Annotated in this window: 13 protein-coding genes; 11 read left to right on the top strand and 2 right to left on the bottom strand. The window is 29.9% G+C overall.

What is annotated here, in order from left to right; all coding sequences use genetic code 11:
* Nucleotides 1–118 precede the first annotated feature (118 nt).
* A complete protein-coding gene (locus tag J2Z76_RS08645) occupies nucleotides 119–691 on the top strand; it encodes a GDSL-type esterase/lipase family protein (protein WP_209511636.1) in 573 nt (190 codons plus the stop codon).
* Between the two features lie 38 nt (nucleotides 692–729).
* Here J2Z76_RS08645 and pdxR read toward each other — a convergent pair whose 3' ends face one another.
* Nucleotides 730–2,103 (bottom strand): MocR-like pyridoxine biosynthesis transcription factor PdxR, encoded by a 1,374-nt coding sequence (pdxR, locus tag J2Z76_RS08640; RefSeq protein ID WP_209511635.1) that lies wholly within the window; start codon nucleotides 2,101–2,103, stop codon nucleotides 730–732.
* Between the two features lie 240 nt (nucleotides 2,104–2,343).
* Between pdxR and J2Z76_RS08635 the strand changes: the two genes are divergently transcribed.
* The 6 genes from J2Z76_RS08635 (at nucleotide 2,344) to J2Z76_RS08610 (ending at nucleotide 9,654) form a co-directional block, all read left to right on the top strand.
* Entirely contained in the window at nucleotides 2,344–3,042 is a 699-nt protein-coding gene (locus J2Z76_RS08635) for an RluA family pseudouridine synthase (RefSeq protein ID WP_209511634.1), read from the top strand.
* Between the two features lie 24 nt (nucleotides 3,043–3,066).
* Nucleotides 3,067–3,873, top strand: a complete 807-nt coding sequence (pgeF, locus tag J2Z76_RS08630; protein WP_209511633.1) for a peptidoglycan editing factor PgeF — start codon at nucleotides 3,067–3,069, stop codon at nucleotides 3,871–3,873.
* Nucleotides 3,874–3,985: 112 nt separating this feature from the next.
* Complete coding sequence (locus J2Z76_RS08625; protein WP_342455034.1) at nucleotides 3,986–4,609, top strand: HD domain-containing protein; 624 nt, start codon at nucleotides 3,986–3,988, stop codon at nucleotides 4,607–4,609.
* Between the two features lie 473 nt (nucleotides 4,610–5,082).
* Nucleotides 5,083–6,435, top strand: a complete 1,353-nt coding sequence (locus tag J2Z76_RS08620) for an APC family permease (protein ID WP_209511632.1) — start codon at nucleotides 5,083–5,085, stop codon at nucleotides 6,433–6,435.
* A 258-nt stretch (nucleotides 6,436–6,693) separates the two neighbouring features.
* Nucleotides 6,694–8,493, top strand: coding sequence for an ABC-F family ATP-binding cassette domain-containing protein (locus J2Z76_RS08615; protein WP_209511631.1), 1,800 nt, complete (start codon nucleotides 6,694–6,696; stop codon nucleotides 8,491–8,493).
* Nucleotides 8,494–8,598: 105 nt separating this feature from the next.
* On the top strand, nucleotides 8,599–9,654 hold the full coding sequence (locus J2Z76_RS08610) for a GerMN domain-containing protein (RefSeq protein ID WP_209511630.1): 1,056 nt from the start codon (nucleotides 8,599–8,601) through the stop codon (nucleotides 9,652–9,654).
* Nucleotides 9,655–9,724: 70 nt separating this feature from the next.
* On the opposite strand, the gene J2Z76_RS08605 is transcribed toward J2Z76_RS08610, so the two are convergent.
* On the bottom strand, nucleotides 9,725–10,726 hold the full coding sequence (locus J2Z76_RS08605; RefSeq protein ID WP_209511629.1) for an ABC transporter substrate-binding protein: 1,002 nt from the start codon (nucleotides 10,724–10,726) through the stop codon (nucleotides 9,725–9,727).
* 360 nt (nucleotides 10,727–11,086) lie between these two features.
* Here J2Z76_RS08605 and J2Z76_RS08600 point away from each other — a divergent pair, with 360 nt between their 5' ends.
* From J2Z76_RS08600 to J2Z76_RS08585, 4 genes are all read left to right on the top strand, one after another.
* Entirely contained in the window at nucleotides 11,087–12,448 is a 1,362-nt protein-coding gene (locus tag J2Z76_RS08600; protein WP_209511628.1) for a short-chain fatty acid transporter, read from the top strand.
* A 245-nt stretch (nucleotides 12,449–12,693) separates the two neighbouring features.
* Entirely contained in the window at nucleotides 12,694–13,332 is a 639-nt protein-coding gene (locus J2Z76_RS08595; protein ID WP_209511627.1) for a redox-sensing transcriptional repressor Rex, read from the top strand.
* A 295-nt stretch (nucleotides 13,333–13,627) separates the two neighbouring features.
* Nucleotides 13,628–14,971, top strand: coding sequence for an NADP-specific glutamate dehydrogenase (gdhA, locus tag J2Z76_RS08590; protein ID WP_209511626.1), 1,344 nt, complete (start codon nucleotides 13,628–13,630; stop codon nucleotides 14,969–14,971).
* A 200-nt stretch (nucleotides 14,972–15,171) separates the two neighbouring features.
* A complete protein-coding gene (locus J2Z76_RS08585; protein WP_209511625.1) occupies nucleotides 15,172–16,746 on the top strand; it encodes a sigma-54 interaction domain-containing protein in 1,575 nt (524 codons plus the stop codon).
* Nucleotides 16,747–16,813 lie beyond the last annotated feature (67 nt).

Below are 16,813 nucleotides of genomic sequence, written 5' to 3'. Positions count from 1 at the left end.
TTTAAGGTTGCACCAGGGCAAAGAAGATACAAATCCCCAATCCCCCTCCAATTTTCTTTGCCCTTTTTTTTATTATTTATAAAAATTATTATATTAAAATATAAAATTGAGGTATGATATGAAGATATTATGTGTTGGTGATAGTTTAACATATGGTTTTGGAGTTCAAAGGTCTAAAACTTGGGTTTCTTTATCAAAAAAGGAGCTTGGAATAGAAATATTAAATGAAGGTATAAATGGAGACACAACAGGAGGAATGATTAGTAGGTTCAATGATTCTATTAAAAGAGAAAAACCTGATGTAGTATTTATAATGGGTGGAGCAAATGATTTAATAGCAGGTGCTAGTTTAGGTATTGTGCAAGCAAATATTATGTCTATGTCTCATCAAGCAATAAGCAAATTAATAACACCAATAATAGGAATACCTATTAAGATGGATATAAAAAAAATACGCGGTGATTGGTATAGTTTCACAGATTTTAATAAAATATCTAATGAATTAGAACAATATAAAGTATGGATAAAGAAATTTTGCAAAACATTTAATGTTAAATATGTAGACTTTGATTTAGAAATAGACAATTTATCTAAGGTAAATGATTTGTATTTAGATGGATTACATTTAAATGAAGAAGGACATAATATAATGGCAAAAATTTTTTGTGATTCAATTAGAAGCATAATATAAAATGCCCACTAAAATTTATTTAGTGAGCATTTTATTAACTAATTATTAAAAAGGGTATTTCCTAAAATATCAGTAAATTCTGATATTTCATTTATATGGATACCACTGTAATTTAAGGAAAAAATTATTTTATCTCCGTTAATATTAACTATGTTTAGAAGAATATTGTTTTGTTTTGAATCACTAATAATTTTATTTATGTTCTTTGATGTTTTAACTTCACAAACAATATGTAGACCTGAATCAGAGTTAATTATTTCAATGTTATCATTATATTTTTCTTTTAGGTTATTTGTTAATAATAGATTTTTCTTTCTATAAATCCTTTTTATTTTTCGTAGATGTTTTAGCATATACCCTTCCTTCATAAAACTAGCTAAAACTAATTGATCAATTTTGGAAGTTGATTGAGTATATCTAGATTTTATGCTGTAATATTTTGATAACAGATTTTGTGGGATAATCATGTAACTTATTCTAAGAGATGGTAACAACATTTTAGAAAAGGAACCTAAATATATTACACAATCATTTTTATCTAAACCCTGTAAACATGGAATAGGCATACCTCCATATCTTATTATGCCATCATAGTCGTCTTCAATTATTAATCCATTGTTTTCATATGCCCAATCAAGTAGCTCCATACGTTTGTTTATAGGCATAACATTACCCATTGGGTACTGGTGAGAAGGACTTATATAAACTAGGTTAGCACCGCTATTTTTCAGAGAGGATATTGGAAAACCACTTTCGTTAACGGGTATATGTTTTACATTAAACAAATAATCCTCAAATATATATTCAGCCTTACTATATCCAGGAGTTTCTACAGCAACAGTATTATAGCTATTCTTTATAATTCCTATTAATATTCCTATGAGATATTGAACACCTGCACCTATTATTACTTGATTAGCTGAGGTGTTTCCACCACGCATTGAATTAACAAAATCCGCAATTTCATTTCTTAATTCAATCTCACCTTGGATAGAACCATTGTTATATATATATGTTTCGCTATCTGATATAATTTTATTATACAGTCTTTTCCATGTTGATATATCAAAACTTGTATTATCAACTCCATCATTTACATATTTAAATTCAGGAAATTGATCGGTATTGTTTTTATAGTAATTAGAACTTTCTTTAAATTTATATTCAATTAAATTACACACGAAGTATCCTTTTTTAGGAAGGTTATCTATATAGCCTTCAGCAACGAGTTGACTGTATGCATTTTCAATTGTGGTTTTACTTAACTTCAGGGTTGATGATGCTTCTCTAATAGATGGAAGCTTAGAATCAGGTTTTAATAATCCCGTAGTTATCTCTAATTTTATATATTCATAAAGTTGTATATAAAGAGGTACATTACTATTTTTGTTTAAAATGGGTGAAAAAATCATAGAGTTATCATCTCCTTCATAATTATCATAATTATACTATAAAAAAAATTAAATGTAAAAAAAATATAAAATAATAGTAAAATGTTTTGTAAGGACACTTTTTAAATATACAAGAATTTTTCTATGTGATATAATTACATAATAAAAACATTAAAATTAAAGATACTTTAATACTAATATGTAGGGCTAGCGTTTTATGTACACTGAATTAACTACAAAAATAAAATTAATGGAGATAAAATGGAATTAAAAATAATATACGAAGATAAACATATCATTTGCATTGAAAAGCCACAGGGAATACCATCGCAAAGCGATAAAACAAATGATGAAGACCTAATGACATTAGCTACAAAATATATTGGACAAAAAACAGAAAATCCATATTTAGGATTAATCCATAGACTTGATAGACCAGTAGGTGGAATTATAGTATATGCAAAAAATGAATTTGCTAATAAAGAGCTTTCAAAACAAGTTCAATTAAGACAAACACAAAAAGAATATATTACCGTAATATGTGGTAGACCAGAAAGTGAATCAGGTTTGATTGAAGATTATTTAAAAAAACTTAAAACTATTAATATGTCAAAAGTAACAACCAAAGATGATAAACTAGGAAAATTAGCTAGCCTAAGCTATAAAGTCATTGAAACAGTTGAAACAGAAGAATATGGTTGGCTTTCATTACTAAGAATTAAACTATTAACAGGAAGACACCATCAAATAAGAGTTCAACTTTCAAATGCAAATATGCCAATTTGGGGAGACAATAAATATAATAAAGTATTTGTAAAGAAAAAAGGCTGGACACAAATTGCGCTATGGTCATACAAGTTTGGTTTTCGTCACCCAAAAACAAAGGAATATATGGAATTTAGTTGTATGCCAGAAAATATATATCCATTTAAATTATTTGAATCAATATTGCAACAATAAGTGAAACTATATGGAAGGTAAAATATGTATAAAATAAATAAAAAAGATAATTTTAAATATTTAACATTTTCTTCATTAGAAAAATATCCAAGTTTATTTCATTGCTTTACGACAAGACTAGGTGGAGTTAGTGAGGGTTGTTTTTCATCAATGAATCTTGGCATGAGTACAGATGATAAGAGGGAACATATTGTTAGAAATTATGAAATATTATCAAAAAGACTATCGCTTGATTTATATGATATGGTAAAAACTTGTCAAACACATACATCGAACATTAGATATGCAACAGATGAAGATAAGGGCAAAATATATCATGAAACACCAGGATACAAAGATATCGACGGTCTAATAACAGATAAGCAAAATATTATATTATCTACATCTCATGCTGATTGCACACCTATATTTTTTTATGATCCTGTTAAAAAAGTAATCGGTATGGCACATGCTGGGTGGAGAGGTACCATAAAAAACATTTCAGGTAATATGATACGAAAATTCGTAGAAGACTTTAATTCAAACACTAAAGACATAATTGCAGTTATAGGACCATCCCTAGGTCAATGTTGTTTTGAAGTAGATAAAGATGTAGCTGAAATTATACTATCAGAAAATAAGGATTACCTTCAATTCATGGAAGTTCGAGGAATAAAATATCATTTTGATTTATGGGCAATAAATAAATATATATTACTAAACGAAGGATTAAAACAAGAAAATATAGAAATATCAGGGTTGTGTACAAAATGCAACAATGACCTATTCTTTTCACATAGAGGACAAAAAGGTAAAAGAGGACTAATGTCTGGAATTATAATGATGAAATGAAGTATGTGTAAAATGGTTAGTTATCAGTAATTCTAAATATTCATAATATTAAATGATCTAACAGAAAGGAAACTAAATGATTACATTCGAAGATATAAAAAATAGTAAATAAATACAAACTTATATAAAAAGAGCAGATGAATCACTAATAGAACTAGGTTATACAGAGCATTCATTTGCACATGTAGCAAAGGTAGCACATAAAGCAAATGAACTACTATTAAATCTTGGTTTTGATGAAAGAACAACGGAACTAGCTAGTATAGCTGGATATATGCATGATATAGGAAATGTAGTAAACAGAGTTGATCATGCCCAAAGCGGTGCAATAATGGCATTTCGTATACTAGATAAAATGGGCATGGAGGTTTCAGAAATAGCAACAATTATATCTGCAATAGGTAACCATGATGAATCAACAGCAGTGCCAGTAAACGAAGTTGCGGCAGCCCTAATACTAGCAGATAAATCAGATGTTCGCCGCTCGAGGGTCAGAAATAGGGATATTGCTTCATTTGATATACACGACAGAGTAAATTACTCCGTAGAATCATCGGACCTTATTCTGATAAAAGATACTAAGGATATAATTATAGATTTAAAAATTGATACAAATATGTTTGCAGTAATGGATTACTTTGAAATATTCCTAGGAAGAATGCTACTTTGTAGAAGAGCAGCAAACTATCTGAAACTCAGGTTTAAATTGGTTATTAATGGGGTTGAGTTGTTGTAGTGGGAAGAGGAATAATATTATTTTTAAAGCAGAGTCAGTATAAAGTAATTTGATTAAGTTATTTTGACTTTGATTTTTTGGGTATAAATACATTCTTAAATAAAATTTGAGGTTTGACGATAGGTAAGTTCACTTAAGTGTTCTGAATTTGTGGATTGTTATTTAATTTTTACTTACTATTGTGGATAACTTTTTTTAATCACAAGTTTTCAAAAATAGGGAAACTCAAGTATTAAAGGTATTGAAGAAATGATAAAAGTTGCTTTTTTTCCATCTGTTGTTCCGATGAACCTTAACGAGTATTTCTATGTACAGAATAAAGTTATCATTTTAATCAATTTATTAAATGTTTGAAATGTTGCATAAACTGAATATTAATTTTAAAATGCATTTAACAAAATTCTTGTTGCTAAAAGTTGTAGGCTGATGTAGAATGTAAATATTAATTTTACATACAGATGAGGAGAGACATTATGGAAACAAAGTTGGAGAAGAAATATGGACTTATAACTGCAATAGCTATGGTTGTGGGAATTGTTATTGGTAGTGGGGTGTTTTTTAAGGCTGAAAAAGTATTGACAGCAACAGGTGGTAATCTTCCCCTTGGTATTTTAGGTTGGGTTATTGGAGGTATTATCATGATATCTTGTGCCTATACTTTTGCTGTTATGGCAACAAAGTATGAAAAAGTAAATGGTATAGTAGATTATGCTGAAGCTGCTATGGGTGAGAAATATGGTTATTATGTTGGATGGTTTATGGCAATTATTTATTACCCAACATTAACATCTGTATTAGCATGGGTATCGGCTAGATATACCAGCGTGTTATTTGGTTTTAATATAACTGGTGGGGAATGTATGACTATTGCTTGTTTTTATTTAGTAGGTAGCTATGCTTTAAATGCATTATCACCAGTTTTAGCTGGTAAATTTCAAGTTAGTACAACCATTATCAAACTAGTTCCGTTATTTTTAATGGCAATAGTAGGTACAATTGTTGGTATTAGTAGTGGTATGACTGTACAAAACTTTACAACAGTAGTAAATGAAGTAAATACTGCAAATGCATTATTTACAGCTGTTGTTGCTACCGCATTTGCATATGAGGGCTGGATTATTGCTACTAGTATAAATGCTGAATTAAAAGATGCAAAGAAGAATTTACCTCTTGCTTTAGTTGCTGGTACTTTTATTATTATGATAGTATATATCTTTTATTATATAGGACTAGCTGGTACAGTAACAAATGAAGTTATGATGGCAGGAGGAGAAGCTGGTGCAAAAACTGCATTTCAAACAATTTTTTCTTCTGTTGGAGGTTCTTTAATCTTTGTATTTGTTATTATTTCTTGTTTGGGAACATTAAACGGATTAATGCTTGGATGTACTCGTGGTATTTATTCAGTTGCAGCTAGAGGATTTGGACCAAAACCGAAAGTATTTAAGCAAATAGATAGCGAGACAAATATGCCAACTAATTCATCAATATTTGGATTGCTTCTTTGTGGTATTTGGTTATTATTTTTCTATGGAGCAAATTTAACTGAACCTTGGTTTGGATTTTTTTGTTTTGATTCTTCAGAATTACCTATAGTTACTATTTATGCTTTATATATTCCTATATTTATTATGATTATGAAAAGGGAAAAAGATTTAAGTGTATTCAAGAGATATGTAATGCCTACAGTATCTTTAATGGGTTGCTTTTTCATGATAATAGCTGCTTGTTTCTCCCATAGAATGGCAGTTGTTGCATATTTAATTATTTTTGCATTTGTAATGGTAATTGGCAGCATGTTTGTTCGTAAGAAAGAAAACATATAATAACGTATATAAATTTGTGGTATTAACTTAGACAAAAACTCCTTTTAATGGGAGTTTTTTTATTATAATAATATATCTTGATATAATATTCTTATTATTTCTACTTAATATATGGTATAATAAATACACAGAGGAAACAAAGATATGAGCCTTTGTCTGATTGTATTTATTGAATCGGTATGATGCAAGCCGTTATCTCGCTTGCTTGATGATATAATAAATTATTATATTTACATATTTTGAAAGGTAATAAAATTTATGATACTAACTTTAAATAAAATAAGTAAAAACTATGGAGAAAAAATACTATTAAATAATGTTGACTTATATTTAAATGAGAGTGACAAGGTTGGGCTTGTAGGTGTTAATGGCACAGGAAAATCAACATTGCTAAAAATAGTTTCACAAATAGAAGACCCTGATAGCGGAGAAATTATAAAGCGTAATAATGATAGGATATGTTATTTGCCACAAAGTCCTGTTTTTCAAAAAGATACTACAGTTTTGGAACAGGTATTTTTTAATGCAAGCAATGAAACTAAAGGATTAATGGAATATGAAGCAAAAACAATATTAAATAAATTGGGAATAACTGAATTTGATAAAAATGTAAATTTGTTGTCAGTAGGACAAAAGAAGAGAGTTGCTATTGCAAGTGCATTGGTTAATCCGTGTGAATTGTTAGTTCTTGATGAACCAACAAATCATTTAGATAATGATATGATACTTTGGTTAGAAAAATATTTAATTAAATATTCTGGTTCTATACTAATGGTTACTCATGATAGATATTTTTTGGATAGAGTGACTAATAAGATAGTAGAATTAGATAAGGGAAATATATATTCATATGAAGGAAATTACTCTAAATTTTTAGAACTTAAATCATTGAGAGAAGAAAATGAATCGAGCAGTGAAAGAAAAAGACAGAGTTTATTTCGCAAAGAATTAGCATGGATACAAAGAGGTGCAAGGGCTAGAGGTACTAAAGCAAAAGGAAGAATTGAACAGTTTGAACAGTTAAGCGAACAACTAGGAACTGATACTAGTGAAAAACTTGAATTAAGCTCTGTGTATTCTAGATTGGGTAAAAAAACAATAGAGATTAAAAATATTTCTAAAAGTTTTGGAGATAAAAAAATAGTTGAAAATTTTGAATACACATTAAAAAGAGATGCTAGAATTGGTATTGTAGGAAACAATGGTGCAGGTAAGTCTACGTTATTAAATATTATAGCTGGGAGAATCGAACCAGATAGTGGGATAGTAGAAATTGGAGACACCGTTAAAATGGGTTATTTTTCTCAGGAGTCAGAAATTATGGATGACTCTATAAAAGTTATTGAATATATAAAAAATATAGCAGAAATTATAGAAACAGTTGATGGAACTGTTACTGCATCTCAAATGTTGGAAAAGTTTCTATTTTCATCTGATTTACAGTATAATATTATTCGAAGATTATCTGGTGGTGAGAGGCGAAGGCTATTTTTATTAAGCATTATTATGAGCTCTCCAAATATATTATTGCTTGATGAACCTACTAATGATTTGGATATTCAAACACTTACTATTCTAGAGGATTATTTAGAATCATTTAGTGGTGCTGTTATAACTGTTTCACATGATAGATTCTTTTTGGATAAGGTTGTAGATACAATATTAGAACTTCCAGGAGATGGTTTGGTTGAACAATATAATGGTGGATATTCAGATTATTTAGAAGGAAGAATTTATAATGAGGGGAATAATAGTTTTGAAAAAGTTAAAGAAACTAAGGAACAAAGGCATGATAACAAACCGAAAACTAAAAAACTGAAATTTACTTACAAAGAACAACAGGAATATATAAATATAGATGAAGATATAGCAAAACTTGAAAATATAATAGAATCTTTAGAAAATGATTTAGAGAAAAATTCAACTGATTATATAAAACTTCAGGAATTAATGGAGAAAAAAATAGAAACGGAAAAACTATTAGAGGAAAAAATGGATAGGTGGGTATACTTAAACGACTTAGCAGATAAAATAGAAGAGCAAAACAACAACCTATAAATTTGTATTAGTATAATTGTTCAGTAAAATAATAAAAAAAACTTTCATATCTCGTCAATGTATCTAATATAATTATATATATAAAGGCGTGAGGAGGGTGTGAAATTGGCTTATAAGAAAATTATATCTATTACGATAATCATTTGTATGGTGGTTAGTATTACAGGATGCGGAACTTTAGATATTATGAAGGGATTAAAGTCGGATACAAATCCTGATATTTCAGATGTATCTGATTTATCAGATTTCGCTATTGTAGATGATAGCATCGAACAGGGAACATCAGAAGAATCAGTTGAAACTATAACTGTAAATGCCGCTGATACAAAATTAAAAGAGATAGTAGCGTACTATGAAGATGAAAATGGATTTGTTGTGCCTGTTAACACAGAAATTCCATGGGAAGAAGGAATAGCTAAGGCAACAATTAGAAGTATGGTAATAGGAAATGAAATTGAACAAAGAATTGCTCAATCCGGTTTGCATGGAGTATTACCTGAGAACACAGAAATTAAAGGTATGTCAATTAAGGATGGATTATGTAGAGTAGATTTTAGTCAAAATATTCTAAATACAGAATCCTATGAGCAAGAGCAAAACATGGTATCTGCACTAACATACACATTGACGGAATTTCCTACTATAGATAAGGTTGAAGTATTAGTAGAAGGTAAAGAATTAGCATCATTATCAAAGGGATATGCAATTAATACTGCTTTTGAAAGAAAAAATATAAACTTGTTAGGATCAGAAAATGGTTCTAACTATACAGTTTATTATAAATCTCCGGATACAGAGGTTGCAGGATACTATGTACCCATTACTTTCTCAGCAGATAAGGTTGAAAATCCAGTTGTAACTGTTATGGAAAAATTATTTAATGGGCCACCAGCTGATTTACAAGTTAGCAACAAAATTCCATATGGAATAAATCTTCAGGGAGTTAATATTCAAGGTGATACAGCTGTTTTGAATCTTGGAATTGGTGCAGTAAATTTATCTCAAGAAGAATATGAAGATATGAATAAGATAGTAGTTCTATGTCTAAAACAATTTGGTGATATTGCAAATGTAGATTTTCAAATAGAAGGCTTGTCATTTGAAGAGGCTGGACTTAATTTTGAGGATAATAATGTAACTCCAGTTTTTAATCAGTATTAAAGTAGTAATTATATCACTATGTAAAACCTAAGCTTTTGTAAGAAATAAAAGCTTAGGTTTTATTATGTCGTTATTTTACTGTTTCCATTGCTTTTATTGCAAATTCCGTAGTAACAACTTTTTCATATGGAGCCCCTTCATCTAGTTCTCCTGCAGTTTTTATTATATCTATCATTCGATTATATCCATCTTCTTTTAAAACTAAATCTGGTTTCCATGTATCTTGATCTTTGTATCTTTGTACAACACTAGCTAAGAATTCTACATCAGAATCAGGAAACTGCGGTAAAATTGTTTCTGCAATTTCTTGTGCTGTATGTTCTTGTACCCAAACCATTCCTTCATAAATTGCATTTGTAAAATTTTGAATTAATTCAGGATTTTTTTCAATAAAACTTTTTGTTGTTGAATAACAAGTGTATGGGATATAACCTGCTTCAACACCTAATGAACCTACTACATAACCTTTGCCTTCTAATTCGAATGTTGAAGCAACTGGTTCAAATAATGTTGTAAAATCTGCCTGACCAGAAGCAAAGGCTCCTGCCATCATATCAAACTGTATATCTGTACGAACATCTACATCTACACCAGGGATTAATCCATGCTGCTTTAATACGTATTCTAATGTCATAAGAGGCATACCACCTTTTCTACCTCCGAGTATAGTTTTACCCTTCATTTTCTCAATAGTAAAGTTATCATCATCTTCTCTTCCAACGATAAAAGAACCATCTCTTTGTGTAAGTTGTGCAAAATTAATTACATAATCTTCTCTGCCCTGCTTAAAAACATAAACGCTAGCTTCTGGACCCATAAATCCGATATCAGCTTGATTACTTAGTACTGCTGACATACATTTGTCAGCACCACCGCCATTAGTAAGCTCTATGTTAATGTTATATTTTTCAAAAAATCCTTTTTCTATTGCAACGTACTGAGGTGAATAAAACACAGAATGTGTTACCTCTACAAGTCGGACATTTTGTTTTTCCTTTTGTTTTTCACACCCAACAAGTAGTAGGGATGCAACTAGGACCACAACAAGTAGTAAAGAAATAAATTTTTTCATTAAAAAACCTCCTGTAACGATATATTTGTTATTATATTCCTAGCAATATGAATTAGTTACTGATTTATTTGATCTTAAATTTAGGCAAGATAAAATTAATAAAACAAGTTATAAAAATTGTTTTTGAGACTATACCTTAATAAAACCAAGTAAGTAGTAGCATTTATAAGATATGCAAACTTAGTGAAAGATTTAACAATAATTCGTTGTAAAAACTTCAAATAACATTAATATACATAATTGAAAGTTTATATTAATAGATGTAAAATATAGCCGGGTAAATTAATACTATTTTTTATTTTAATAAAAGACTGTAAATTAGCACTATGCTAGTTACAATAAAATTAAGGAGGACTTATTATGTTTAAAAAATTTACTAACGGTTGTGTATATGTTATGAACAGATACCTACCAGATCCATTTTTATTTGCTATTATTCTTACCATCATTACTTTTTTAGGTGGTATGGTATTAACGGCACAGACACCGCTTCAAATGTTGCTTAATTGGGCAGGGGCAAAAGGATTTTGGGGATTGCTTGCATTCTCTATGCAGATGGTACTAGTGTTAGTACTTGGTAGTGCAATGGCGCAGGCTCAAGTATTCAAAAACTTACTTAGTAAAATAGCGAAGACTGCAAAAACACCAGCAAGAGGTATTATGATTACAGCATTTGTAGCTGTAATAGCATGCTGGATTAACTGGGGATTTGGATTAGTAATAGGTGCGTTATTGGCAAGAGAAATTGCTAAAGAAGTAAAAGGTATTGACTATAGATTACTAATAGCATCTGCTTATTCAGGTTTCGTTGTATGGCATGGTGGTATATCCGGTTCAATTCCATTAAAGGTAGCTAATGAAGGTGCACTTTCTGCTGTTGCTCCAGATATATTTGATAAAACATTTACTATATCAACAAGTCAGACTATATTTTCACCAATGAACTTATTTATTTCAGGAATTATAATATTTGGATTGCCATTTGTTTGCAAAGCCATGATGCCTGACAAGGAACATACAGTTGAAGTAGATCCAAGCAAATTAATAGATGAACAAGCTATTACAGAAGATGTAAGTAAATTTACGCCTGCAGATAAATTGGAACGCAGTAAAATTATGTGGGTAATTACATTGGTTTTAGGTTTCGCTTATATAATATATAACTTTACAAAAGTAGGGTTAAATTTAAGTCTTGATTTTGTAAACTTTATATTTATGTTTGTAGGTATATTATTACATGGAAATTTAAGAAGATATATTGATGCTATAACTGAAGCAGCATCAAGTTCTGCAGGTATTATACTTCAGTTTCCTTTCTACGCTGGAATAATGGGTATGATGACTGGTATGAATCCTGAAACAGGCATATCTTTAGCAGGGGTTATATCAACTACATTCGTAAATATTTCTACAGAAACTACTTTTCCATTGTTTACTTTCTTAAGTGCAGGAATTGTTAATTTCTTTGTACCATCAGGAGGAGGTCAATGGGCAGTACAAGCTCCTATAATGATGCCAGCTGGTTCATTGATCGGTGTAGATCCAGCTAAAACAGCTATGGCTATTTCATGGGGGGATGCATGGACTAATATGATTCAACCATTCTGGGCACTTCCTGCACTTGGTATAGCAGGATTGAGTGCTAAAGACATTATGGGATATTGTGTAATTACATTATTGTTCACTGGTGTAATCATAACAGCTGGATTTCTCATATTCTAAATAATAAACAAAAAACTTTCTGCTGTATTTTAGGCAGAAAGTTTTTTGTTTGGTATAAAAATATATAATAATAAAAAAATTGCACAACAAATGGTAATATAATAATAAATATTATGTATAATAATTAAAAATTAATAGATAAGTTTGGACTAATTAAAAAATAAAAGTAAAAAATACTGATAAAAGGTAAAAAAAATATTGCAAAGGTATGCAAAGATTGTTAAAATATATTCAGGAGGGTTACTATGGAAAAGAACGGAAAAATTTCATCTGCAGTAATACGAAGATTACCAAAATATTATAGGTATCTTGGGGAATTGAAAAGAATGGGAGTCAATAAGACCTCTTCTAGAGAATTAAGTGAAATGACTGGTTTTTCTGCATCTCAAATACGTCAAGACTTAAATAATTTTGGTGGGTTTGGTCAACAAGGATTTGGTTATGATGTTGAAAGTTTAAGGTTTGAAATAGGAAAAATATTAGGATTAGATAAAAAGTATAAGGTTATTATTGTAGGTGCTGGTAATATTGGAGAGGCTATAGCTAATTATACAGGATTTTATGAAGCAGATTATGAAGTGGTATCATTATTTGATAAAAATCCAAAGCTTATAGGTTTATCTATAAGAAATGCTGTAATACGAGATATTGATTATATAGAAGAATATCTTAAGGCTGAAAAAGTAGATATTGCAGTAATTTGCACCCCTAAAAGTGTTTGTCAGCAAATAGCAGAAAAAATTGTTGCATGTGGAATAAAAGCCATATGGAATTTTGCCCCAAAAGATTTAAAAATGCCTGAAGGAGTATATGTAGAAAATGTACACTTAAATGAAAGTTTGTTTTCATTAACATATTACTACAACAAATTAAAAGGTGAATAAAAACAGGGTTTATATAGCTCTGTTTTTTTTATGTATTAAACTTAAAAAAAGTGGTATATTAAAAAATGTGTAGATATTTATGTAAATATTACATTTAATTAACATATACTTAACTTTAAATTAAATAAATTAAGAAATAGTTAAGCAAATTATTAATTAAGTTATTAATTTTAGTATATTTTTTTTATATTGACAAATAGTTAATATAAAGTTCTTATTTTAAAGTTGTAATGTATATGAATCCTGTTATAATTAGCAATAGGATTACTATTTATAAATTTTGGAGGGTTAATAGATGAACGCTTATATCGAAAAAGTAGTAGAAGAAGTAAAAAAAAGAAATCCAGGAGAACCAGAATTCATTCAAACTGTTGAAGAAGTTTTATATTCACTAGAACCAGCTATAGAAAAACATCCTGAGTATGAAGCAACAGGATTGTTAGAAAGATTGGTTGAGCCAGAAAGACAAGTAGCTTTTAGAGTTACATGGGTAGATGATAAAGGAAAAGTACAAGTTAATAGAGGATTCAGAGTACAGTATAGTAGTGCTATAGGACCATATAAAGGAGGATTAAGATTCCATCATACAGTATATTCAGGTATAATGAAATTCTTAGGATTTGAGCAAACATTTAAAGATTCTTTAACAGGTCTTCCTATAGGTGGAGGTAAAGGCGGTTCAGATTTTGATCCAGTAGGAAAATCTGATGCTGAAGTAATGAGATTCTGTCAAGCTTTCATGACTGAATTATATAGACATATAGGACCAGATGTTGACGTTCCAGCAGGAGATTTAGGTGTTGGAGGAAGAGAAATAGGTTATTTGTTTGGACAATATAAAAGAATAAAAGGTGCTTATGAAAATGGAGTACTTACAGGTAAAGGAATATCATTTGGCGGAAGCTTAGGAAGAGTAGATGCAACAGGATATGGTGCTGTATATTTTGCACAAGAAGTATTTAGACATTTTGGAGAAGAAGTTAAAGGAAAAACTTTTGCATTATCTGGTTTTGGAAACGTATGTTGGGGAACTGTATGCAAGATAGATGAACTTGGTGGTAAAGTTGTTACAATTTCTGGACCAGATGGATATATATATGATCCAGATGGAATAACAGGTGAAAAGATAGATTTTATGTTAGAAATGAGAGCATCAGGAAGAGATAAAGTACAAGATTATGCAGACAAATATGGAGTAAAATTCTTCCCTAAACAAAAACCATGGAATGAAAAAGTTGATGTTTGTATGCCATGTGCTACTCAAAATGAAGTAACTATGGTAGAGGCTGAACAAATGGTTGCAAATGGAGTTAAATACTATGTAGAAGTATCTAATATGCCAACAACTAATGACGCGTTAACATATCTTCAAAAAAGTGGCGTAGTAGTTGCTCCTTCAAAAGCAGTTAATGCTGGTGGTGTTGCAGTTTCAGCATTAGAAATGAGCCAAAACTCTATGAGATACTCATGGTCAGCAGAAGAAGTTGATGAAAAACTTAAAAATATTATGGTAAATATACATAATAATTCAAGAGATGCTGCTGAAGAAGTTGGATTAGGCTACAATTTAGTAGCAGGTGCAAACTTATCTGCATTTAAGAAAGTTGCAGATGCTATGATGGCACAAGGATTAGTTTAAAAGCATTATAATATATAAGCAAGGCTAACAATGAAAATTGTTAACCTTGCTTTTTAGTATTCTAATTCTGAGTTCTTTCTGGGTTGACTCGCTTGTAATTGCGTGATATAGTAAGAAACTAGAATATAAATAATATTTAATAAATAAAATAATAATTAGTGTAAAGTACAAATATTTTATGAGGAGGACAATTCCTTATTATGGATAAAATAACAGAGATGCTTTTAGATGCACTTCCTATTGTAGCAAGAGTAACTGCTGGATATGCTACTCTAACCAATAAAAATGGAGAGCGAATAAAGACTGTTGATTCATCTGGTAAAGAAATAGATGGGTTAAAAGGGGTTTGTTTTGATTTAGCTAGAGAAACAGCAGAAAAAAAACATGCTGTGTACGGTATGTCTCAGCTCGAGGCAGGGGCTGAAACATGGTGTATTCCTTTTGGAGATTATGTAATATGTTGTAGCAATGTTGAACGGGTAAGATATAGTAATACATTAAGAAATTCACTTATTGAAGCACTACCTTTTATTGCGAGAGTAGCTGGTGGAGAAGCAGTAGTTTTTGATGAAGAAGGTAAAAGGATGGCTTCTGTTAACTCAAATGGAGAAGAAAGTACAGAATTTTTAGGTGAAATAAGTAAACATGCTAGTGAGGCAATGAAAAAACAAAAACCAATTATTGGTGAATCTAATTATGTAAGTGGTGCTAGTGCTGTTAGGATACCAATAGATCGTTATTTTGGATTTGGATTTAATAATGAAGACCAAGTGCGTAAGAGCCAAAAGCTTTTAAAAGAGATGAAAAAGTATCAAAATGTAAGGTATAATTTTTCTGATATAATGGGTAATAGTATAGAAATGAAGCGAGCCAAAGAAATTGCATATATTGCAGCTCAATCGAATTCCAATGTATTGATTTTTGGCGAAACAGGTACGGGTAAGGAAATGTTTTCGCAATCAATACACAATGCTAGTAGTAGATTTAATAAGCCTTTTGTACCAATAAATTGTGCCGCTATTCCACAAAACCTTATGGAAAGCAATTTTTTTGGGTATGAAGAAGGTTCTTTTACTGGGGCAAAAAAAGGAGGGTCAGTTGGAGCATTTGAGCAAGCTAATGGAGGTACATTGTTCTTAGATGAAATTAGTGAAATGCATTTGGAACTACAATCAAAGATATTGAGAGTTCTTCAGGAAAGAGAAGTTACAAGGATAGGTAGTACAAAGACTGTAAAACTGGATATTCGTGTTATTTCAGCATCAAATAAGGATCTAGATAAATTAATAAAAGAAGGTAGTTTTAGACAAGATTTATACTATAGATTAAATGTTTTGGATATACATATTCCTTCTTTAAGGCATATTAAAGAAGATATTCCAACTTTAATACAGAATTCTATTCAACAAATGAATCGCACATTTGGAAAATTTGTTGAAGGAATAGATGAATCTGCATTAAATGTGTTAATTAATTATAACTGGCCAGGTAATGTAAGAGAACTTATGAACTGTATAGAAAAAACATTTAATATAATTGGAAATGAAAGAATTATAAAAGTGGAACATTTGCCTAGGAATATACGAGATAAAATAAGTAATGATGATGCAAATGGAAGTGGCCTTGATGAAATGCTTCAAGGATATGAAAAAGAAATTATTGAAAAAGCTCTTAAGCTAAATTGTGGAATAAAATCAAAGACGGCTGACTATCTAAAGATTAGTACAACTACTCTTTGGAGAAAAATTAATCAGTATAATATTGGGATTGATTAGCATTTCAACAATGAAATGCACCATTACAAAATTGAAATATAAAATACCTTGTTAAATATCAATTAAA

The organism is Sedimentibacter acidaminivorans (assembly GCF_017873955.1).
Taxonomy (GTDB): Bacteria; Bacillota; Clostridia; order Tissierellales; family Sedimentibacteraceae; genus Sedimentibacter; species Sedimentibacter acidaminivorans.
The sequence above is the reverse complement of the archived record's forward strand: the minus strand, read 5'-3'. Positions and strand labels throughout refer to the sequence as shown.